General features: G+C 74.4%; 16 protein-coding genes. 12 read left to right on the forward strand and 4 right to left on the reverse strand.

The window, feature by feature from the left end; all coding sequences use genetic code 11:
* Positions 1-460: 460 nt before the first annotated feature.
* From AC1RNL_RS06500 to nhaA, 3 genes are all read left to right on the forward strand, one after another.
* Positions 461-1,612: a carbohydrate ABC transporter permease gene (locus tag AC1RNL_RS06500; protein WP_146355316.1), complete on the forward strand. Its 1,152-nt coding sequence runs from the start codon at positions 461-463 to the stop codon at positions 1,610-1,612.
* The gene (locus AC1RNL_RS06505; protein WP_128189531.1) at positions 1,609-2,589 is read left to right on the forward strand and encodes a carbohydrate ABC transporter permease; all 981 of its coding nucleotides are present in this window, start codon (positions 1,609-1,611) and stop codon (positions 2,587-2,589) included. Before AC1RNL_RS06500 ends, AC1RNL_RS06505 begins: the two co-directional genes overlap by 4 nt.
* 221 nt (positions 2,590-2,810) lie before the next feature.
* Positions 2,811-4,064: a Na+/H+ antiporter NhaA gene (gene nhaA, locus AC1RNL_RS06510; protein WP_364193415.1), complete on the forward strand. Its 1,254-nt coding sequence runs from the start codon at positions 2,811-2,813 to the stop codon at positions 4,062-4,064.
* Between the two features lie 6 nt (positions 4,065-4,070).
* Here the strand turns inward: nhaA and AC1RNL_RS06515 are convergent, their stop codons facing one another.
* Complete coding sequence (locus AC1RNL_RS06515) at positions 4,071-5,960, reverse strand: amylo-alpha-1,6-glucosidase (protein WP_492934756.1); 1,890 nt, start codon at positions 5,958-5,960, stop codon at positions 4,071-4,073.
* Positions 5,961-6,061: 101 nt separating this feature from the next.
* Between AC1RNL_RS06515 and AC1RNL_RS06520 the strand changes: the two genes are divergently transcribed.
* From AC1RNL_RS06520 to AC1RNL_RS06535, 4 genes are read left to right on the forward strand one after another with little or no spacing between them, the layout of a single operon-like run.
* The gene (locus AC1RNL_RS06520; RefSeq protein ID WP_492934757.1) at positions 6,062-7,084 is read left to right on the forward strand and encodes a LacI family DNA-binding transcriptional regulator; all 1,023 of its coding nucleotides are present in this window, start codon (positions 6,062-6,064) and stop codon (positions 7,082-7,084) included.
* 11 nt (positions 7,085-7,095) lie between these two features.
* Positions 7,096-8,340, forward strand: coding sequence for an extracellular solute-binding protein (locus tag AC1RNL_RS06525; RefSeq protein ID WP_364193424.1), 1,245 nt, complete (start codon positions 7,096-7,098; stop codon positions 8,338-8,340).
* Positions 8,340-9,506, forward strand: a complete 1,167-nt coding sequence (locus tag AC1RNL_RS06530) for a carbohydrate ABC transporter permease (RefSeq protein ID WP_246992773.1) — start codon at positions 8,340-8,342, stop codon at positions 9,504-9,506. Before AC1RNL_RS06525 ends, AC1RNL_RS06530 begins: the two co-directional genes overlap by 1 nt.
* On the forward strand, positions 9,503-10,336 hold the full coding sequence (locus AC1RNL_RS06535) for a carbohydrate ABC transporter permease (RefSeq protein WP_246992771.1): 834 nt from the start codon (positions 9,503-9,505) through the stop codon (positions 10,334-10,336). Before AC1RNL_RS06530 ends, AC1RNL_RS06535 begins: the two co-directional genes overlap by 4 nt.
* Before the next feature lie 47 nt (positions 10,337-10,383).
* Here the strand turns inward: AC1RNL_RS06535 and AC1RNL_RS06540 are convergent, their stop codons facing one another.
* The 3 genes from AC1RNL_RS06540 to AC1RNL_RS06550 all read right to left on the reverse strand — a co-directional run bounded on the left by AC1RNL_RS06540 (position 10,384) and on the right by AC1RNL_RS06550 (position 15,529).
* Positions 10,384-12,450 (reverse strand): glycogen debranching N-terminal domain-containing protein, encoded by a 2,067-nt coding sequence (locus AC1RNL_RS06540; RefSeq protein WP_492934758.1) that lies wholly within the window; start codon positions 12,448-12,450, stop codon positions 10,384-10,386.
* A 195-nt stretch (positions 12,451-12,645) separates the two neighbouring features.
* A complete protein-coding gene (locus AC1RNL_RS06545) occupies positions 12,646-14,070 on the reverse strand; it encodes an MFS transporter (RefSeq protein ID WP_492934759.1) in 1,425 nt (474 codons plus the stop codon).
* A 94-nt stretch (positions 14,071-14,164) separates the two neighbouring features.
* Positions 14,165-15,529 (reverse strand): glutamyl-tRNA reductase, encoded by a 1,365-nt coding sequence (locus AC1RNL_RS06550; RefSeq protein WP_492934760.1) that lies wholly within the window; start codon positions 15,527-15,529, stop codon positions 14,165-14,167.
* 82 nt (positions 15,530-15,611) lie between these two features.
* Between AC1RNL_RS06550 and hemE the strand changes: the two genes are divergently transcribed.
* Genes hemE through hemC form a run of 5 tightly spaced genes read left to right on the forward strand, consistent with a single transcriptional unit; the run spans position 15,612 to position 21,355 of the window.
* The gene (gene hemE, locus AC1RNL_RS06555; RefSeq protein ID WP_128189526.1) at positions 15,612-16,709 is read left to right on the forward strand and encodes a uroporphyrinogen decarboxylase; all 1,098 of its coding nucleotides are present in this window, start codon (positions 15,612-15,614) and stop codon (positions 16,707-16,709) included.
* On the forward strand, positions 16,706-18,394 hold the full coding sequence (gene hemG / locus AC1RNL_RS06560; protein ID WP_492934761.1) for a protoporphyrinogen oxidase: 1,689 nt from the start codon (positions 16,706-16,708) through the stop codon (positions 18,392-18,394). Before hemE ends, hemG begins: the two co-directional genes overlap by 4 nt.
* Positions 18,391-19,110 (forward strand): hydrogen peroxide-dependent heme synthase, encoded by a 720-nt coding sequence (gene hemQ, locus AC1RNL_RS06565; RefSeq protein ID WP_128189525.1) that lies wholly within the window; start codon positions 18,391-18,393, stop codon positions 19,108-19,110. The genes hemG and hemQ overlap by 4 nt, the downstream gene beginning before the upstream one ends.
* A 56-nt stretch (positions 19,111-19,166) precedes the next feature.
* Entirely contained in the window at positions 19,167-20,420 is a 1,254-nt protein-coding gene (locus tag AC1RNL_RS06570) for a ferrochelatase (RefSeq protein ID WP_128189542.1), read from the forward strand.
* Positions 20,417-21,355, forward strand: a complete 939-nt coding sequence (gene hemC / locus AC1RNL_RS06575) for a hydroxymethylbilane synthase (protein WP_492934762.1) — start codon at positions 20,417-20,419, stop codon at positions 21,353-21,355. The genes AC1RNL_RS06570 and hemC overlap by 4 nt, the downstream gene beginning before the upstream one ends.
* Positions 21,356-21,419: the final 64 nt, after the last annotated feature.

A 21,419-nucleotide genomic window follows, 5' to 3' on the forward strand; every position in this document is an offset into this window, starting at 1 on the left:
TCCCCGGGGGGGGGGCCCCCCTCGCCCCCCCCACACCTGCATCCGGAGGTGACGCATGAGCACGATGGATCTCATCGGCAAGGTGATGCAGGCGCTCGTTGGCCTGGCGGCGTTCGGCGTCGTCATGGCGCTGCTGCTGGCGTTCCTGGATCGCCCGGAGGACAAGCCGCGCATGGCCAGCTGGGGCGCGGCGATCAAGCAGGGGCTGCGCCCCCGCGTGATCCTGATCGCGGCGTTCGCGCTCGTCGCGATCCTGGCCCGCGTGCTCTACGGCGCCGTGCCGTGGATGACGCAGGAGCTGACGAACGCGGCCATCCTGGTCGGCGTCGCCGGCATCGCCGTCGTCGTCCTGCAGTGGCTGCTCGACCGGCTCCTGCAGCCGGCGGCCCCGCGCGTGCGCAGCGCCGTCATGCGGCTGCTCGGCGCGGCGCTCGTCATCGCGCTCGTCATCCTCGCCCAGATGGCCGAGAGCATCCCCGCGCTCGACTGGGTCACCCCCGCGCTCGTGCTCGCGGCGCCCATCGTCGGCTGGCCGCTCGCGGCCGCGCTGCTGGCGACGGCGGCCATCGCGTTCCTCCCCGACCGCATCCGCCGCCACGTGCGGCTCATCGCCTGGCTCGTCGCCGCGGTCGCCGTCGTGGCCGTCGCGTTCGTGCTCGAGCAGGGCCGCGAGCAGCCGATCGGCGTCTGGCCGTGGGCCGCCGCCGCGGCGCTCAGCATCGTCGGCGTGCTCGGCTACCTCGCCGACCAGCACGACGACTCGAAGCCGATGCTCGTGTTCCTCATGCCGGCGGCGCTGCTGCTGACGGTCGGCCTCGTCTACCCGGCGATCCGCACGACCGTCCTCGCGTTCACCGACGCGAGCGGCACGTTCAACGGCATCGAGAACTTCGTCTGGATGTTCACGCAGCCCGAGGCGCTCGTGACGCTCGGCAACACCGTCGTGTGGGTCATCCTCGTGCCGCTGCTGTCGACCGCGATCGGCCTCGCCTACGCGGTGTTCATCGACAAGAGCCGCGGCGAGCGCGTCTACAAGATGCTCGTGTTCATGCCGATGGCCATCTCGATGGTCGGCGCGAGCATCATCTGGCGCTTCATGTACGCCTACCGCGGCCCGGAGCAGGAGCAGATCGGCCTCGTCAACCAGGTCATCGTGTGGTTCGGCGGCGAGCCGCAGCAGATCCTGCAGAACAGCCCGTGGAACACGCTCGCGCTCATCGTCGTGATGATCTGGATCCAGACCGGCTTCGCCATGGTCGTGCTCTCGGCCGCCATCAAGGGCGTGCCGACCGAGCAGCTCGAGGCGGCCGAGATCGACGGCGCCAACCCGTGGCAGCGCTTCGCGAACGTCACGGTGCCGGGCATCCGCACGTCGCTCGTCGTCGTCGTGACGACCATCTCGATCGCGACGCTCAAGGTGTTCGACATCGTCCGCACCATGACCGCGGGCAACTTCAACACCTCCGTCGTCGCGAACGAGATGTACACGCAGGCGTTCCGATCCGGCGAGCCGGGTCGAGGCGCGGCACTGGCGCTGATCCTGTTCATCATGGTGCTGCCGGTGGTCGTCTACAACATCCGCGTCCTGAACCAGCAGAAGGCGATCCGATGAGCTCCGTTGCCGTGACCCCCGACCCCGAGATCACCCCGAAGTCGGCGGATGCGTCGCTCGGCGGCACGACGCGGTCCGACCGCGTCAAGCGCAGGCTCACGAGCCCGGGCGCGACCATCGCGGCGCTCATCATCGCCGTCATCTGGACCATCCCGACGTTCGGCCTGCTGCTGTCGTCGTTCCGGCCCGCGGGGCAGATCGCGACGACCGGCTGGTGGACGTTCTTCGGCGACCCGCAGCTGACGCTCGCGAACTACGGCGAGGTGCTCTTCTCGGGCTCGGCGTCGTCGCCGCAGCTGGGCGAGTACTTCGTCAACTCGCTCGCGATCGCGATCCCGGGCACGATCATCCCGCTCGTGCTCGCGGCGCTCGCGGCCTACGCCTTCGCCTGGGTGAAGTTCAAGGGCTCGTCGACCCTCTTCGTCGTGGTCTTCGCGCTGCAGATCGTGCCGCTGCAGATGGCGCTCATCCCGCTGCTGCAGCTGTTCGTGACCTTCCTGCAGCCGTTCCAGGACGCGCTGCACGAGGCGGTGCCGTTCATCAGCGAGCGCCAGTTCCTGCCGGTCTGGATCGCGCACGCGATCTTCGGCCTGCCGCTGGCGATCTTCCTGCTGCACAACTTCATCTCGGCGATCCCCGCCGACGTCATCGAGGCCGCGCGCGTCGACGGCGCAGGGCACGGGCAGATCTTCTTCCGCATCATCCTGCCGCTCGCGACGCCGGCGATCGCATCGTTCGCGATCTTCCAGTTCCTGTGGGTCTGGAACGACCTGCTGGTCGCGCTCGTGTTCTCCTCCGGCACACCGGATACCGCGCCGCTCACGCAGCGATTGGCCGAGCTCGCGGGCTCCCGAGGCGAGAACTGGGAGCGGCTCACCGCCGGCGCGTTCGTGTCGCTCGTCGTGCCGCTGCTCGTGTTCTTCGGACTCCAGCGGTACTTCGTCAGGGGCCTGCTCGCGGGGTCTGCGAAGGGTTGAGCGCGCAGGGCGCAATGCGGCACCGCCGCGTTGCGCCCTGCGCGCTCAAGGTCGAGTAGCCGGGCGCAGCCCGGCGTACCGAGACCTGCTGCACGCAGGTCGATGCTGCGCAGCGGGCGGTGCCGCCCCCGCGATACCGCGATACCCTGGACCCGGTGTGCCGGGAAGCCTGGTCGGCGTCCCGCTGAGCGAACCGGCTCGGCGGTGCCGAGAGGAGCGCCATGCAGCCCACCCCGCCCATCCGCCGCCGCGAGCGGCTCGCGCAGAGCCTGCGCCTCGAGACCACGAGCGGCGCGCTGCTGCTCGTCGCCGCCGCGGTCGCCCTCATCTGGGCGAACTCCCCGTGGCGCGACGCGTACGCCGCGCTCATGGAGACGACCGTGGGGCCGGCGGCGCTGCACCTCGACCTGAGCGTCGCCACCTGGGCGGCCGACGGGCTGCTCGCGATCTTCTTCTTCGTGGTCGGCGTCGAGCTGAAGCACGAGATCGTCGCCGGGAGCCTGCGCAACCCCCGGCAGGCGGCGGTGCCCGTGCTCGCCGCGGTCGGCGGCATGGTGCTGCCGGCGCTCGTCTACGTCGGCATCGTGCTCGCCGCCGGCGACACCGAGGCGCTGACCGGCTGGGCGATCCCTGCGGCGACCGACATCGCCTTCGCGCTCGCGGTGCTGGCGATCTTCGGGCGCGGCCTGCCGACGGGCCTGCGCACCTTCCTGCTCACGCTCGCGGTCGTCGACGACCTGCTCGCGATCGTCGTGATCGCGATCTTCTACACGGCGGGCGTGCAGCTGCTCGCGCTGCTCTGCGCGCTGCTCGCGGTCGCCGTCTTCGCGCTCGTCGTGCGGTCGCGCTGGGCGCGGTGGTGGCTGCTCATCCCCATCGCGCTCGTCGCGTGGTGGCTCATGCACGAGTCGGGCGTGCACGCGACGATCGCGGGCGTGCTGCTCGGCGCGGTCGTGCCCGCGAAGCCCGTGCTGGGGGAGTCGGAGACCCGCACGCACCGGTTCGAGGCGGCGGTGCGCCCGTGGTCGACCGCGATCGCGCTGCCGGTCTTCGCGTTCTGCTCGGCGGGCGTCTCGGTCGCCGACGGCGGCGGCTTCGCCGAGCTCGCTGCGCAGCCGGTGCTGCTCGCGGTCGCGGCGGGCCTCGTGATCGGCAAGCTCATCGGGGTGCTGGGCATCACGGCGATCGTCACGCGCGTCACGCCGCTGCGGCTCCCCGACGGCATCGGCCTGCGCGACCTGCTGCCGGTGGCGCTGCTCACGGGCATCGGCTTCACCGTCTCGCTGCTCATCACCGAGCTCTCGTTCGACGACGCGGCGCGCACCGACGCGGCGAAGCTCGCGGTGCTCATCGGCTCCGGTCTCGCCGCGGTGCTCGCGGCGCCGCTGCTGCGCTGGGATGCGAAGCAGGCGCGCAGCGCCGACATGAACGAGGACGGCGTCGCCGACGCGCCCCAGGAGCGCATCGGCGGCTGAGCCGGGCTACCGCGCCGCGAGCGCGCGGTGCACCGGCACGACCGCGGCCGCGCTCCACGCCTGCGGGCGGCACGACGCCGGGTAGGCGACCGGGGTCGCCGCCTCGTCGGCGCCGAACCCGGCGAACAGCTCGGGCAGCCGCCCGTCGAAGGCGTCGGCCGTGCGCACGAGCTGCGCCGAGAGGGTGCGGGCCTCGGCCGTGAGGCCCGCCCGGAGCATCCCCTCGATGACGACGCCCGTGTCGTGCGGCCACACCGAGCCGCAGTGGTACGACAGCGGCCAGTAGCCGCCCTCGTCGGAGGCCATGGTGCGCAGGCCCCAGCCCGACGCGAAGCGCTCGTCGACGAGCAGGCGCGCGACCGCGGCCTCCTCCTCGGCCGACAGGAGCGACGTGCCGAGCAGCTGCCCCATGTTCGACGTCTTCGCGTCGACCGGGGTGCCCGAGCCGTCGAGGGCGATCGCGGGGAACCGCTCGCCGCCCCGCTCGACCCAGAACGCCGCGCGGAACCGCTCGCGCATCCGCTCTGCCCAGCCGCGCCACTCCTCCGCGCCCGCGGCATCGCCGAGCGCCTCGAGCAGCGCCGCGCCGCCCTCAGCGGCCTGGCACGCCTGCGCCTGCACCTCGCACAGCGCGATCGGACCGTCGGCGATGCGGCCGTCGGCGAAGCGGATCGAGTCGCCGGAGTCCTTCCAGCCCTGGTTCGCGAGGCCCGTGCCGGTCTCGTCGATGTACTTCAGGAAGCCGGAGTCGTCGGGGCTGCCGTGGTCGCGCAGCCAGCCGAGGGCCGCCTCGAGCGCCGGCCGGAGCTCCTGCACGACGTCGAGCGGCAGGCCGGCCTGCCAGGCCTCGTGCAGCAGCACGATCCAGAGCGGCGTCGCGTCGATGGTGCCGTAGTAGACCGGCGGCAGCGAGATGCCCTCGCCCGGCATCGTGAAGGTCGACTGCCGGATCTCGTGCAGGATCTTGCCCGGCTGCTCGGCCGTCGTCGCGTCGGTCGTCGTGCCCTGCCGGGCGGCGAGCGTGCGGAGCGTGCCCTCGGCGACCTCGAGCGAGAGGGGCAGCAGCATCCGCGCGGTGATGAGCGTGTCGCGGCCGAAGAGGGTCATGAACCACGGCGCGCCGGCGGCCGCGAACGGCCCCTGGCCGGCGTCGAGCAGCAGCGCCTGCAGATCCTCGAGCGCGCGCGCCGCCCAGCGGTCGAGCGCGGCGTCGCCGCTCGGCGGCAGCTGCCCGAGCGGGGCGGTGGATGCGGCACCGACGACCGTCGTCGGGTCGGTCAGGCGCAGCTCGAGCGCCGCCTCGGCCGCACCGGCCGCGGGCACGTGCAGCCGCCACCTCGCGACCACCCGGTCGCCGTCGCGCGCGAGCTCGGCGCCGGGCGCGGCGACCGCGAGGGTGCGCGTGCCATCGGTCGCCTCGAGGCCCGTCGGCGTCTCGCGCCACGTGAGCGCGACGGGCCGGGGCGCGCCGGACTTCACCGACGAGAGCTCGGCGAAGGAGGCGTCGAGCGCGAGCTCGACCTCGGCCTCGATCGGATGCGCGAGCCCGTCGGCGATGCGCACCCGCTCGACGAGCGCGCCCGGGGCGACCTCGCGCATCCGCTCGACGAGCACGCGCGGGTCGGGGGTGTCGTCGTCGATCGCGCGCGCGACGCCGTGGAACGAGGCACGGTCGGCCGACCTGGCGGTGCCGGTCGCCTCGACGGGCTCGCCCGCGACGCGCAGCGCAAGGCCGCGCACGTAGCGCCAGTCGCCGTGGAAGACGCCGTGGATGGCGGCGCCGCCGAGGTCGCCCGCGGCGTCGGACCACGCTTGCGTGGGCGCCGTCAGCACCACCAGCGCGTCGTTGAGCAGCGGCTGCCTGCCGTGCGTCGGAGCAGCGGTGTCGTCGCGCATGTGCGCCTCCCGGTCGGGGTTCCCATCGGACGGGGCATACGCTACCGTCACAGTTGGAACGATCCAATACCGGATCTCCGGTTCGTCACGAAGGAGTGGGGATGGCACCGACGCTCGCCGACGTGGCCGCGCACGCCGGGGTCTCGGTGCAGACCGTCTCCAACGCGCTGAACAACCCCGCGCTCCTCAAGCAGGCCACCCTCGACCGCGTGCTCGCGGCCGTGCAGGCCCTCGGCTACGCGCCCAACCTGCAGGCCCGGCGCCTGCGGCAGCGCACCGTCGCCACGATCGGCCTGCGGATCGAGCCCGTCGCCGACAACATCGCCTCGTCGCTGCTCGACCGCTTCCTGCACGAGCTCACGTTCCGCGCCGACGCCGAGGGGCAGCACGTCGTGCTCTTCACCGCCGCGACCGACGAGGAGGAGGTCGAGAAGATCCGTGGGCTCGCGGGCCAGCGGGTCGCCGACCGCTTCCTCCTCACCGGCACGCACGCCGGCGACGCCCGCGTGCCCGCGCTGCTCGCTGCGGGGATGCGCTTCGTCGCGTTCGGCCGGCCGTGGGGGCCGGCGCCCGAGCACTCGTGGGTCGATGTCGACGGCGCCGCCGGCACCCGCGCGGCCACCGAGGCGCTCCTCGACGCCGGGCTCACCCGCATCGGCTTCATCGGCTGGCCGACCGGCAGCGGCTCCGGCGACGACCGCCGGTCCGGCTGGGCGGCGGCGATGCGCGCGGGCCTGGGGCTCGACGACGGCGAGCTCGACGCGCTCACCGAGCGCTGCGCCGACCGGCTCGACGAGGCCGTCGGCGCCGCCGGCGCGCTCCTCGAGCGCGGCGTCGACGCGCTCGTGTGCGCCTCCGACTCGCTCGCCACCGGCGCCATCGGCGCCGCCGCGCAGCGCGGCCGCAGCCTGCCGATCATCGGCTTCGACAACACCTCGCTCGCCGCCGGCATCGGCTTCCCGAGCATCGACCAGAGCCTCGACGAGGTCGCCGCGGCGGCCCTCGCGGCCCTCGACGCCGAGCCCGGCGCCGTCACCACGATCGTCCGGCCGCGCCTCATCCGGCGCAGCCACGACCGGTGGGGGATCCCCTCCGCCGCTGACCGGGGACAGTCCCCCACCTGAAAGGAACCACCATGCGACACAGCAAGCTGGGCAGCGTCGCCCTCGCCGGCGCGCTCGCCCTCGCCCTGGCCTCCTGCTCGGGAGGCGGCGGCGACGCCGGTGCCACGGACGGCGCCGAGGCGCCGGCCGCCGAGAGCCTCACCATGCTCATCGGCTCCTCCGGCGACGCCGAGACGGCAGCCGTGCAGGCCGCCGCCGACGCGTGGGCCGCGGAGTCGGGCACCGACGTCGAGGTCATCGCCGCATCCGACCTCAACCAGGAGCTCGCGCAGGGCTTCGCGGGCGACTCGGCCCCCGACGTCTTCTACATGGGCTGGGACCAGTTCCAGACCTATGCGAGCGACGACTACCTCGAGCCGTACGCGATGGACCTCGAGAACGCGGGCGAGTTCTACCCGGCGCTCGTCGAGGCCTTCTCCTACGAGGGGGAGTTCGTGTGCGCGCCGAAGGACTTCTCGACGCTCGGCCTCGTCATCAACACCCAGCTGTGGGCGGATGCGGGCCTGACCGACGCCGACATCCCGACCGACTGGGAGTCGCTGCAGGCGGCTGCCGAGGCGCTGACGACCGGTGACACGGTCGGCCTGTCGATGGGCCCGGAGTACGCCAGGCTCGGCGTCTTCATGGAGCAGGCCGGCGGCGGCCTCATGGACGGCGACACCATCACGGCGAACTCGCCCGAGAACGTCGAGGCGCTCGAGTACGTGCAGGGCCTGCTCGAGGCCGGCTCGCTCAAGTGGCCGGCAGACCTCAACGCCGGCTGGGGCGGCGAGGCCTTCGGCACCGGCGCGGCCGCGATGGTGATCGAGGGCCCGTGGATCCGCGGCGCGCTCGAGAACGACTTCCCGGACGTCGAGTTCGAGGTCGTCGAGCTGCCCGAGGGACCGGCGGGGCCGGGGACGTTCACGTTCTCGAACTGCTGGGGCATCCCCGAGGGCCAGGAGACCGCCGAGACCGCGCAGGAGCTCGTCGCGTTCCTCACGAGCGACGAGCAGCAGCTCGAGTTCTCCGAGGCGTTCGGCGTGATCCCGTCGACCGAGTCGGCCGCGGCGACCTACGCCGAGACCTACCCGGAGAACGCGGCCTTCGTGGCCGGTGCCGACTACGCGGTGAGCCCGGTGGCCTTCGCGGGCGCCGCGGACGTGACGAGCGAGTTCAACAACGCCATCACCACCCTCCAGGGTGCTGACGCGCAGGCGGTGCTCGACCAGGTGCAGTCGCAGCTGGAGGCGGCCTACCAGGCGTCCCAGGGCTGATGAGCGCCCCCGCCGTCGCTCCCGCGCCGCGCAAGCGGCGCGGGAGCACGCGCGGCGGCGAGACCGCCGCCGGCTGGCTGTTCACGCTGCCCGCGATCATCATCGTCGGGGTCTTCCTCGTCGCGCCGATCGCGCTCGCGCTGTGGGTGTCGTTCACCGACTGGAACGGCCGCAACTCGCCGCTGTTCAACGAGAACGTCGAGGTCGTCGGGCTCGACAACTACGCCGCGATCACGACCGACCAGACCCTCACGCGCGAGCTCTTCGGCCGCTCGATCCGCAACAACGTCTTCTACGTGCTGCTCGTCGTGCCGCTGCAGACCGCGCTCGCGCTGTTCCTCGCCGTGCAGGTGAACCGGCGGATGCTCAAGGCCAAGGGCTTCTTCCGCACCGCGTTCTACTTCCCCTCCGTCACCTCGTCGATCGCGATCACGGGCGTGTTCCTGTTCCTCTTCGCCGCGACCGGCGTCGTGAACCGCGTGCTCGCCTGGTTCTCCATCAACGGGCCCAACTGGTTCGCCGACCCGCGGGGCGTCATCCACCTGCTGCTCGGCCGCGTCGGCCTGACGGGGCCGCCGCCCGGCTGGTCCGATCCGGGGTTCCTCGGCGTGACCGCCTGGGACTGGATCGCGGGCCCGTCGGTCGCGCAGTGCGTGCTCATCACGCTCGCCGTGTTCACGACCTCGGGCACCTTCATGCTGCTCTTCCTCGCCGGGCTGCAGAACATCGGCGCCGAGGTCGGGGAGGCCGCGGTGATGGACGGTGCCGGACCCATCCGCACGTTCTTCTCCGTCACGCTGCCGATGCTGAAGCCGACGCTCTTCACCGTGCTGACGCTCGGCCTCATCGGCACCTGGCAGGTGTTCGATCAGGTCTACCTGACGCGCGGCACGCCCGCGGCGCCGACGCTGACGAGCCCCGCCTACCTCGCCTTCAACCAGGCGTTCGAGAACAACGAGCCCGGCATCGCCGCGGCGATCGCGTTCGTGCTGTTCCTCATCATCATCCTGATGACCCTCATCCAGCGCTGGGTGCTCGCCGACCGCGACACCACCGGCATGGGGAGGAAGCGGCGCAAGGGCGACGACGCCGAGGGCGACCGCCCGCTCGCCGAGGGCGCGATCCGGCTCGATGCCGGTCCCCAGGGAGGAGGTGGTCTCACGTGAAGGAGCGCGTCTCCGCCGGCCTGATCATCGGCTACGTCATCCTCGTCGTGCTGGCGCTGCTGTACATCTACCCGTTCATCATCGCCGTGAGCGGATCGTTCAAGACGGATGCCGAGGCGAACGCCGACCCGATGGCGCTCATCCCGCAGACGTTCACGTTCGCCGCCTACGAGCGCCTGTTCACGGGCACCGACCTGCCGCGGTGGGCCGCGAACTCGGCCTTCATCACGGTGGTCGTGACCGTCTTCCGGGTGTTCTTCGACTCGCTCGCGGGCTACGCGCTGTCGCGGCTGCGCTTCCGGGGCAGGAACACGATCTTCGCGCTGTTCATCGCGGTGCTCGCGGTGCCGTCGGTCGTGCTGATGATCCCGCGGTTCCTCGTCATCAAGGAGCTCGGGCTCTACGACACGTACGGCGGCATGATCCTGCCGCTGCTGTCGACGGCGGCCGGCATCTTCATCATGAAGCAGTTCTTCGACTCGATCCCGGTGTCGATCGAGGAGGCGGCCCGCATCGACGGCGCGGGCATCTTCCGCACCTTCTGGTCGGTGACGCTGCCGATGGCGATGCCGGCGCTCATCACGCTGACGATCCTGTCGTTCCAGGGGTCGTGGAACGAGTTCTCGCACTTCGTGATCTCGCGCCAGAGCCCCGAGCTGCACACGCTGACCACCGGTGTCGGCTCGCTCGTGTCGGGGCAGCTGGGCTCGGGCACGCAGTTCCCGCTCAAGCTCGCGGCGGCGGTGCTCATGACCATCCCGGTCGCGGTGATGTTCTTCATCTTCCAGAAGCGCATCATGTCGACGACGGAGGGCGGCGAGAAGGGTTGACGCCGGAGGGCGCAATGGCGGCCGAGCCGCCGTTGCGCCCGCAGGCGTCAAGGTCGAGGAGCGCGCGGCGAAGCCGCCCGCGTCACGAGACCTCGTTCCGGACCCCAGAGCTCAGGCGGCGACCGATCCGGCTCCACGGGCCGCAGGTACGCGTGCTCGCGGCGCACGGCGCCGCCGGCCGCGACGCGCTGCGCGCGCGCCGGCTCGGCGTCGCGCGCGGGCTCCGGCGCGCTCGGCGCGAGCGGGGTGAGCGCGTGCAGGTGCCGCTCGACCGCGATCGGCCCGACGGCGCTCGCGGCGCGCGCGGTGAGCGCCTGGTGCACCGGCACCACGGCTGCCGCGCTCCACGCCTGGGGCGAGCACGCCCCGGGGACGGGGATCGGCGCGGCGGTATCGTCGAGCCCGTAGCCGGCGTACAGCTGCGGCATCCGGCCCTGGAACGCATCCGCCGCCCGCTCGAGCTGCTCGGCCAGTGCCGCGGCCTCCGCGCCGAGCCCCGCGCGCAGCAGGCCCTCGATCGCGACGGCCGTGTCGTGCGGCCAGATCGCGCCGCAGTGCTGGGACATCGGCCAGTAGCCGCCCGCGTCGGTCGCCATCGTGCGGAGGCCGAAGCCCGACGAGAGCCGCGGGTCGAGCAGCAGGCGGGCCACCTCGCGCTCCTCCTCGGCCGACAGCAGCGTCGTGCCGATGAGCTGCCCGATGTCGCTGGTGAGCGCGTCGACCTGGGCACCCGAGGCCTCGAGCGCGAGGGCCGGGAAGCGCTCGCGGCCGTGCTCGACCCAGAAGGCCGCGCGGAAGCGCTCCCGCAGCCGCTCCGCCCAGCCGCGCCACCGCTCGCCGCCGTCGCCGAGCGCGTCGAGCAGGTCGGCTGCGCCGACCGCGGCACGCACCGCGAGCCCCTGCACCTGGGCGACCGCGAGCGAGCCGGTCGCGATGCCGCCGTCGGCGAAGCGCATGGCGTCGGGGGAGTCCTTCCAGGCCTTGTTCGCGAGGCCCGTGCCCGACTCCTCGGGGTAGCTGAGGAACCCGTCGCCCGTGCGCTTGTCGAGCCACCAGAGCGCCGCGTGCAGCGAGGGGCGCAGCTCGCGCACCGCCTGGAGCGGCAGCCCCGCCCGCCAGGCGTCGTGCAGCAGCACGATCCACAGCGGCGTCGCGTCGATGGAGCCGAAGTAGACCGGCGGCAGCTCGACGCCCATCCAGGGCAGCTCGATGGAGTCCTGCCGCAGCTCGTGCAGGATGCGGCCGGGCTCCTCGCCGGTGGCGGGGTCGGTGCGCACGCCCTGCCGGGCGGCGAGCGTGCGCAGCGTGCCCTCGGCGAGGTCGGTGCCGAGGGGCAGCAGCAGCCGCGAGGCGATGAGCGCGTCGCGCGCGACCATCGTCACGTGCCAGGGGGCGCCCGCGGCGGGGAACGCGCCGTGGCCGGCGTCGAGCAGGAGGTCCTCGAGGTCGGTCACGGCGCGCTCGGCCCAGCGGTCGAGCGCGGCCCGGCCGGTCGGTCGCACGCCCGCGCACGGCGCGGGGCAGGGCGTGCCGGTCACCGCGAGCGTCGGGTCGTCGAGCTCGAGCTCGAGCGCGAAGCCCGCCCAGTCGTCGGGCAGCACCACGCTGTGGCGCGAGGCGATGACGCGGCTGCCCTCGACGCGCAGCTCGCCGCCGCGGCTCGTGCAGCGCAGCACCCGGGTGCCGTCGGTGGCGATCGCGACGCCGTCCTCGATGCGGATGCGCAGCTCGACCGGGCGCGGATCCCCGGCGCGCACCGTCCACATCGGCGCGAGCTCGACGTCGCAGACGAGCTCGACCGCGGCGTCGACGGGCACGTCGCGGCCGTTGACGATCGTCACCCGCTCGACGACCGCGCCCGGCGCGACCTCGCGCATCCGCTCGACCATGACGCGAGCCGCCGGGGCGCGCGCGTCGAGGTCGCGGGCGACGGCGTGGAAGACGACCCAGTCGGCCTCGTCTGCGGTCGTGATGTGCTCGACGGGCGCGCCGTCGACGAGCAGCTCGACGCCCCGCACGTAGCGCCAGTCGCCGTGGTAGACGCCGTGGGCGGTGTTGCCGCCCATCGTGCCGTCGCGGTGCGACCAGACCTGCGTCGGAGCAGAGAGCGCCACGAGCTCGGTGTGGAGGAGCGGCGGTCTCCCGACACCCCTGCTCTGCTCGTGACACATGGGCTTCCGATCGCTGTGCGGTGCGGCTGGCCCAAAACTAGTCCTGTTACAGAACCGCGTCCCGCAAGGCGCCCTCAGCCTTGGCGCACGAGTGCCGCAGGCCGTGCGCGTCCGCTGAGCGGCATCGCCGCCGAGGCGCTAGGGGGTCGGCCGGCGCGCGTCGTAGGCGAGGAACGAGCGCTGCGCGCGCGTCACGGCGGCGATGAGCACGACGATGAGGATGCCGCCGAGCAGCGGCGGCGCCCAGAGCGCCACGAGCGTGGTCGCGAGGCCCGCGTAGAGGTCGCCGATGCGCGGGCCGCCGGTGACGACGACGGTGAACAGGCCCTGCGTGCGGCCGCGCATGTCGTCGGGCGCGGCGGTGAGCATCATGGTCGAGCGGAAGATGGCGCTGATCTCGTCGCTCGCGCCCATGCCGGCCATCGCGATCGCGGCGACGGCGAGCGCCGGCCACGACACCTGCGGCCACTCGGCGGCGACCGGACCGCCCCAGCCGAGCGCCATGGCGAGGATGACGGCGCCGAGCAGCAGCACGAACGCGCCGTAGACGGCGATGGCCCGCGCGACCGCGACGCCGTGGCGGTGGATGTGCGCGACCGGGCCCGAGAAGAGGCTCGCGAGCAGCGTGCCCATGGCGGCCGCGGCGGTGAGGGCGCCGACCGTGACGGGGCCGCCGCCGATGGCGACGGCGCCGATCGCGGGCAGCAGCGCGTAGGGCCGGCCGAACGTCATCGCGATGATGTCGACGACGAACGACATGCGGATGTTGCGCGCCTGGCGCAGGAAGCGGTAGCCGTCGCGCAGCGACGCGAGGCCCGGCTTCGCGACCGCGCCGAGCGGGGGCAGGCGCGGCAGGCCGAGCACGCCGAGGAAGCCGGCGGTGAAGAGCGCCGCGTCGATCGCGAACGTGATCGGCAGGCCGACGGTCGCGACGAGCACGCCGGCGGCCGCGGGGCCCAGCGTGAGCATGGTGCCCATCGCGATGCCGTTGAGCGCGGCCGCGCGCGAGAGGAGGTGGGCGGGCAGGATGCGCGGGGTGACGGCGCTGCGCGTCGCCCCCGAGATGGTCGCGGCGACGGTGTTGATCGTCGTGAGCACGTAGAACGGCCACACCGGTGCGCGGCCGCCCTCGGCGACGAGCGCGGCATCCCACGTCGAGAGCGCGACGAGGCCGAGCACCGCGGCCCAGCCGGTGAGGCTCGAGGCGATGAGCAGGGCGCGCCGGTCGAAGGCGTCGGCGAGCATGCCGCCCCAGAGGCCTGCGACGACCATGGGCAGCAGCGCGATGCCGCCGACGAGGGCGACCATCATCGTGCTCGCGGTCATGTCGAAGATCTGCAGGCCGACGGCGACGACCGTCATCTGCGCGCCGATGCCGCTGATCGCGTTGCCGATCCAGAGCCTGGCGAAGGCGGGTGAGGCGCGGAGCGGCGCGAGGTCGACGAAGCGCCGGCGTCGTGCAGGGCTGTCGACGGTCTCGACGGGCCCGGTGATGGGCGTCGCGGGCAGGATGCCGTGCGCGCCGGAGGCCGGCTCGCCGCCGGACTCGAAGGGTTCGGTCACGTGTGGCTGTCGCGCGGGCCCGGGCCCCGGGACGGGGCCCGGAGCTGGGGCCGCAGGAGAGGCCCGAAAGGGCCTCTCCTCCCAGCTCCACCGCTCACGCGACGTCGTCGATGCCGTACAGCGCCTGGATCGCGGCGAGGAAGTCGTCGTGCCTGCCCTCGGCGGCGAGCTCGCGAGCCCGCACGGTGGGCTTGTGCAGCAGCACGCCCGCGAAGTGGCGCAGCGCCTGCTCGGCGAGGCGCCGCTCCTCCTCGGTGCCGCGCTTGGCGATGCGGGCGAGCTCGGCGTCCATCGCGCGCTGCACGTGCTCGCGCAGCGCCGCGATCGCGGGGCCGAGCTGCCGCTCGGCGGTGCCGCGCTCGAAGCGCGCGGCGGCCTTCCGCACGAGGTGGCGGGCGTCCTCGGTGGCGGTGAGGTGCTCGAGCGGCGCGTGCAGGCGGATCGTCTCGAGGTCGAGCACCTCGACGCCGTGCACGGTCGCGACGTCGGGGTCGACGTTGCGGGGCATGCCCATGTCGATCACGAGCTGCGAGGCGCGGCCGTGGTCGACCGGGCACTCGGCGCCGGGGCCCGCGTGGAGCGGGCAGCCCTCGGCGGTCGGGTCGAGCGCGACGGGGCAGGTGGAGGCGTCGTGCGGCTGCACGGCGGAGCCGGGGAAGGCGTGGGTCGCGGCGAGCCGCTCGCGGCCGGCCCGGAGCAGCGCGGCGTCGACCACGTGGTGGTCGGCGCTCGCGCACGTGACGATGACGTCGGCCGTCGCGGCGGCGAGCGCGGCGTCGCGCGGGTCGACGTAGCCGATCGCGTGGCTGCGGGCGAAGCCGGCGCCGCGGTCGGAGGGGCTCCAGACCTCGATGTGCTGGGCGCCGCGGCGGCGCAGCTCGGCGAGCGAGACGCCCGCGAAGCGGCCGGTGCCGACGAGCAGCACGCGCGCGCCGGTGAAGTCGACGCGGGCGCTCGCGAGGTCGAGGGCGAGGCGCACGATCGAGCGGCCGGCCTCGCCGATGCCGGTGCGGTTCTTGATGCCGCGCTGCGTCTCGGACGCGCGCTGGAAGAGGCGCTCGAGGCTCGGGGAGGTCGTGCCGGCGTCCTGCGCCGACTGCAGCGCGCGGCGCACCTGGCCGGCGATCTCGCCCTCGCCGACGACGACCGACTCGAGGCCGGCGGCGACGGCGAACAGGTGCTCGGCGGCGCGGCCCTCGACGAGCGGCTCGAGGGTCTCGGGATGGTGGAACCCGAGCGCATCCGTCGCGGCCGTCTGCGCGATGCCCGGCGCCTCGTCCCGGTCGGCGTCGACGTCGAGGTACACCTCGAAGCGGTTGCAGGTGGAGACGACGATCGCGCCGTCGATCGACGGGTGCGAGGCGAAGGAGGTGGGCAGCTGCGCGGCGTCTGCCGACGACAGGGCCTCGAGGGCTGTGAAGTCGGCGTTCTTGTGACTCGCCGTCAGGCAGATGAGCACCCGACCATCCTACCGCGTCCCCCAGCCCGCCCCGTCGGCGGCGGGCGAGCGCCCCCAGCGCGGAGGTGGGACAATGGATGCGATGCCTGCGCTGCCCGAGACCCACCCGCTCAACACCCGCACCGGAGCCTCCGGCCTGGTGCGCGCCTACCGCGGCGACCGCCCGGAGGTCACGCCCGTGTGGTTCATGCGGCAGGCGGGGCGCTCGCTGCCCGAGTACCGGTCGCTGCGCCAGGGCCGCGACATGCTCGACACGTGCCTCGACCCGGTGCTCGCGAGCGAGATCACGCTGCAGCCGGTGCGCCGCCACGGCGTCGACGCGGCCATCTTCTTCAGCGACATCATGGTGCCGCTGCGCCTCGTCGGCGTCGACGTGACGATCGAGCCCGGCGTCGGTCCGGTCGTCGCCGAGCCCGTGCGCACCCCCGCCGACGTCGAGCGCCTCGTCGCGCTCGACCCGGCCCGCCTCGACGAGGCGCTCGAGCCGATCCGCGAGGGCGTGCGCCAGACGATCGCGGGGCTCGCCGAGATCGGCGACGGCACGACCCCGCTCATCGGCTTCGCGGGCGCCCCCTTCACGCTCGCCGCCTACCTCGTCGCCGGCCGCCCGTCGAAGGACCACCTCGAGGCGCGCACCCTCATGCGCTCCCACCCCGACGCGTGGGACGCCCTGACCCGCTGGGCGGCCGACGTCACGGGCCGCTTCCTGCGCGCGCAGGTCGAGCAGGGCGCGAGCGCCGCGCAGCTGTTCGACTCGTGGGCGGGCTCGCTGCCGCTCGAGCAGTACCGCGAGCACGTCGCTCCCGCCTCGCGCCTCGCGCTCGACGCCGTGCGCCACCTGACCGACGCATCCGGCCGCCGCGTGCCGCTCGTGCACTTCGGCGTCGGGGCGGGCGAGCTCTACGGCGCGATGGACCTCGACGTCGACTGCATCGGCGTCGACTGGCGCGTGCCGCTCGACCAGGCGCTCGAGCGCATCGACGCCGACGTGACCGTGCAGGGCAACCTCGACCCGGCGGTGCTCGGCGCTCCGTGGGAGATCGTCGAGGCCGCGATCGACCACGTGCTCATCGCCGGCTCCGTCGCCCGCGCGCACGTGTTCAACCTCGGCCACGGCGTGCCGCCGACGGCCGACCCCGCGGTGCTGACCCGCATCGTGCAGGCGGTGCATGCGCGGTGACCGACGTGACCGGGGCTGAGCCCGGCCCCGAGGCCGGCGTCGCGCCCGCCGGGGGTGCGGATGCGCCCGGCGGCGCGGGCGCCGAGCGCTGGGACACGATCGTGGCCGGCGCGGGCGTCGCGGGCCTCACGGTCGCGCACGAGCTGGCCGCCCGCGGCTACCGGGTGCTCGTGCTCGAGGCCTCCGACCGCCTCGGAGGCGTCGCGAGCCCGATCGAGGTCGACGGCCTCGCGCTCGACGCGGGCGCGGAGTCGTTCGCGACCCGCGGCGGCGCGGTCGCCGAGCTCGCGCGCGAGCTGGGCCTCGGCGACGACATCGTGAGCCCCAACCCGGCCGGCGCCTGGCTGCAGCTCGCCGACCGCGCCGTGCCGCTGCCGAAGCACACGCTGCTCGGCATCCCCTCGTCGCCGCTCGCGCGCGACGTCATCGACGTGCTCGGCTGGGGCGGCGCCGTGCGCGCCTACCTCGACCGCCTCATGCCGGTGCTGCGCATCGGCAAGGACGACGCGCTCGGCCCGCTCGTGCGCCGCCGCATGGGGAGGAAGGCCCTCGACCGGCTGGTCGGCCCGCTCGCCGGCGGCGTCTACTCGGCCGATCCCGACCTGCTCGACGTCGCGACGGTGGCGCCGGGCCTCAACAACGCGCTCACGCAGGCCGGATCGCTCTCGGGCGCCGTGGCGGTCGTGCTCGAGGAGCGCGCCGCCGCGGTCGCGCGCGGCGACGCCGCCCCGAGCAACGCGAGCCGTCCGGGCAGCGCCGTGCAGGGCATCCGCGGCGGCATCCACCGCCTCACCGCCGCGCTCGCCGAGCGGGCGCGCGAGCACCGCGCCGAGCTGCGCACGGGCGTGCGCGTGCTCGCCGCCGAGCCGACCGGCACCGGCTGGACCGTGCAGACGGATGCGGGCGGCTTCGACGCGTCGTCGCTGGTCGTCGCGCTCCCCGAGGCCGAGGCGCTGCGCGTGCTCGCCGGCGTCGACGGCTTCGCCGGGCTCGCCGCCGACGCGGGCGGCGTGACCGTCGAGCTCGTCACGCTCGTGCTGCCCGCCGGCGCGATCGAGGGCGACCCGCGCGGCACGGGCGTGCTCGTCGCCGGCGACGCGCCCGCGGTGCGGGCGAAGGCGATGACCCACTCGAGCGCCAAGTGGCCGTGGCTGCGCGAGGCCGCCGGCGGCCGCGAGGTCGTGCGCCTCAGCTACGGCTCCGGCCGCACCCCGCCCGCGACCGAGGGCCTCGACGACGCGGCGGCCGTCGCGCTCGCGCTCGCCGACGCGCGCGCGATCCTCGGCCGCGAGCTGCCCGAGCCCGTCGCCGCCGCGCGCGTGCGCTGGCAGCAGGGCCAGCCGGCGAGCGTCGTCGGCGCGGCCGCCCGGCAGCGGGCGATCCGCGCGGCCGCGGCCGCGCACGAGCAGCTGCTCGTCGTCGGCGCCGCCGTCGCCGGCACGGGCCTCGCGCAGGTCGTGCCCGACGCCCGCGCCGCCGCGCTCGGCATCCGGCGGGAGCGCTTCGTCGAGCCCGGGAGGCCCTGGACCGACGACGTCGCCCCCGAGGAGGGGGCCGCCGGCCCCGCGCCCGACGGCGACGACGCGCGGGCATCCGCCGGCGCATCCGCCCCGAACGACACCGCGGGCGCCCCCGGCGCCGCGGCCGACGACACCGCGACCGCACACGACCGAGGAGAGGCATGAGCGAGCACGAGCACGCCCACCACGAGCAGCCCGACGAGCACGGGCAGGCCGAGGCGCAGGACGACGGCTTCACCATCTGGAGCGTGCACCGCCGCGGCGGCCCGGCCGCGAACGGCGGCCGCGCGCCGCTCGAGAAGGAGCTCGCCGCGCTCGAGGCCGAGGGCATCATCGCCCGCGGCATCTACGACGTCTCCGGCATGCGCGCCGACGCCGACGTCATGGTCTGGCTGCACGGCACCGCCGGCACGCGCCCCGAGGCGCTGCAGGCGGCGATGCGCCGCGTGCGCCGCTCGCGCGAGCTCGCCGGCACGACGCTGGTGTGGAGCGCCATGGGCGTGCACCGCGACGCCGAGTTCAACAAGCAGCACGTGCCCGGGTTCATGCGCGGGATCGCGCCCAAGCGCTGGGTGACCGTCTACCCGTTCAACCGCTCCTACGACTGGTACCTGCTGCCGGCCGAGGACCGCAGCCGCATGCTCGCCGAGCACGGCCGCGCGGGCGCCGCCTACCGCGGCGTGCTCGCGAACACCGTCTCGGCGTTCGCGCTGGGCGACTACGAGTGGATCCTGCCGCTCGAGTCCGACGAGCTCGTCGAGCTCGTCGACATGATGCGCGAGCTGCGCGCCGTCGAGGCGCGGCTGCACGTGCGCGACGAGGTGCCGTTCTTCACGGGCCGCAGGATCGCGGTCGACGAGATCGAGGAGGTGCTCGCATGAGCGAGATGACGGATGCGCCCCAGGGCGGATGCTGCGGCGGCGGGTGCTGCGGCGGGATGCAGCAGCAGCCCGAGCAGCAGCAGGCGGAGCAGCAGGCGGCCCGGCGCGAGACCAAGGCGCCGGCGGCGACGGCCGTGCACCTGGAGCCGGGAGCGGCCGTCGCGAGCGCGACGCCGGCCGCCCAGCCGGGCCCCGAGCACGTGGAGGAGCCGGTCGCGTACGACGGCATCCTGCTGTCGGGCTTCGGCGGGCCGGAGGGGCAGGACGACGTGCTGCCGTTCCTGCGCAACGTCACCCGCGGCCGCGGCATCCCCGACGAGCGGCTCGAGGAGGTGGCGACCCACTACCGCCACTTCGGCGGCGTCAGCCCCATCAACCAGCAGAACCGCGACCTGAAGGCCGCGCTCGAGGGCGCGCTCGCCGAGGCCGGCGTCGACCTGCCCGTCTACTGGGGCAACCGCAACTGGGCGCCGTACCTCGACGAGGCGCTGCAGCAGGCCGCCGACGCGGGCGCGACGCGGCTGCTCGCCATCCCCACCTCGGCCTACTCCTCCTACTCGTCGTGCCGGCAGTACCGCGAGGACTGGGCCGACGCGCTCGAGGCGACCGGGCTGCAGGCGTCGATGCAGATCGACAAGGTGCGCCAGTTCTTCAACCACCCGGGCTTCCTCGCGCCGTTCGTCGACGGCGTGCGCGCGACGGTCGCCGAGGCGCGCGAGGCGGGCTTCGCCGACGGCGACGTCGAGGTGCTCTTCGCGACCCACAGCATCCCCACCGCCGACGCGGAGCGCTCGGGCGCGCCCGACCTGCACGAGTGGGGTCCGGGCGGCGGCTACGAGGCGCAGCACCTCGCCGCCGCGGAGTGGGTCATGGGCGAGGCGGCGCCGGGCGTCGCCTGGCAGCTCGTCTACCAGTCGCGCTCCGGGCCCGCCTCGCAGCCGTGGCTCGAGCCCGACATCAACGACGCGATCGACGAGCTCCCGGTCGGCGACGGCGGCCGCAAGGCGGTCGTGATCGTGCCGCTCGGCTTCGTGAGCGACCACATGGAGGTCATGTGGGACCTCGACGAGGAGGCCATCGAGACGGCCACCGAGCGGGGCCTGTGGGTGCGCCGCGCGCCGACGCCGGGCGTCGACCCGCAGTACGTGGGCGCGCTCGTCGACCTCGTGCAGGAGCGGCTCGAGGGGCGGCCGGTCGCCGAGCGCAAGGCGGTCACCTCGATCCACACCTGGTACGACGTGTGCCGGCCGGGCTGCTGCGAGAACCCGCGGCTCGGCTTCCGGCCCGCGATCGCCGGGCTGCAGCCGTGACGCTGCGCGTCGGCACGCGCGGCTCGGCGCTCGCGATGGCGCAGACCAAGGCGCTCGCCGCGCGCTTCGCGGGCGACGTCGAGATCGTCGAGATCACGACGAAGGGCGACGTCGACCGCACCTCGCTGTCGCAGCTGGGCGGCACGGGCGTGTTCGTCTCGGCGCTGCGGGATGCCCTGCTCGAGGGCCGCGTCGACGTCGCGGTGCACTCGATGAAGGACCTCCCGACGGCGCCCGCCGCCGGCATCGAGCTCGCCGCGGTCGCGAAGCGCGAGGATCCCCGCGACGCGCTGTGCGCCCGCGACGGTCTCACGCTCGCGGGGCTCCCCGAGGGCGCGAAGGTCGGCACCGGGTCGCCGCGGCGCGCAGCCCAGCTGCGCCTCGCGCGCCCCGACATCGAGGTCGTCGACATCCGCGGCAACGTGCCAACGCGCCTCGCGCGGGCGCAGGGCGACGACGCCGACCTCGACGCGGTCGTGCTCGCGCTCGCGGGCCTCAAGCGCCTCGGGCTCGACGGCAGCGCGACCGAGCTGCTCGACCTCGTCGACTTCCCGACCGCGCCCGCGCAGGGCGCGCTCGCCGTCGAGATCCGCGACGGCGACGGCGCGAGCCGCGCCGCGGTCGCGAAGACCGACCACGGCCCCACCCGGGCCGCGGCCGACGCCGAGCGGCGCGTGCTCGCGGGCCTCGAGGCCGGATGCGCGGCACCGGTGGCCGCGCACGCCGAGGTCGCCGACGGGATGCTCTTCCTCACCGCGATCGCGTACGCGACCGACGGCTCCCGCCGCCTCGGCGCATCCCACGCCTGCACGCTCGACTCGACGGCGCCCGCCGACCTCGCGGAGGGCGCGCGCGACGTGGCCGAGCGGGCGGTCGCCGAGCTGCTCGAGGCCGGCGCCGCCGATCTCGTGCACGAGGCGCGCACCGAGGGCTGAGACCCCGGCGGATCGGGCGGCGCGCGGGTGGTCGGGCGCGCCGCATCCGCCGCCTCTGCGAGAC

It is taken from the genome of Agrococcus sp. GW821-FHT14H11, assembly GCF_058803545.1.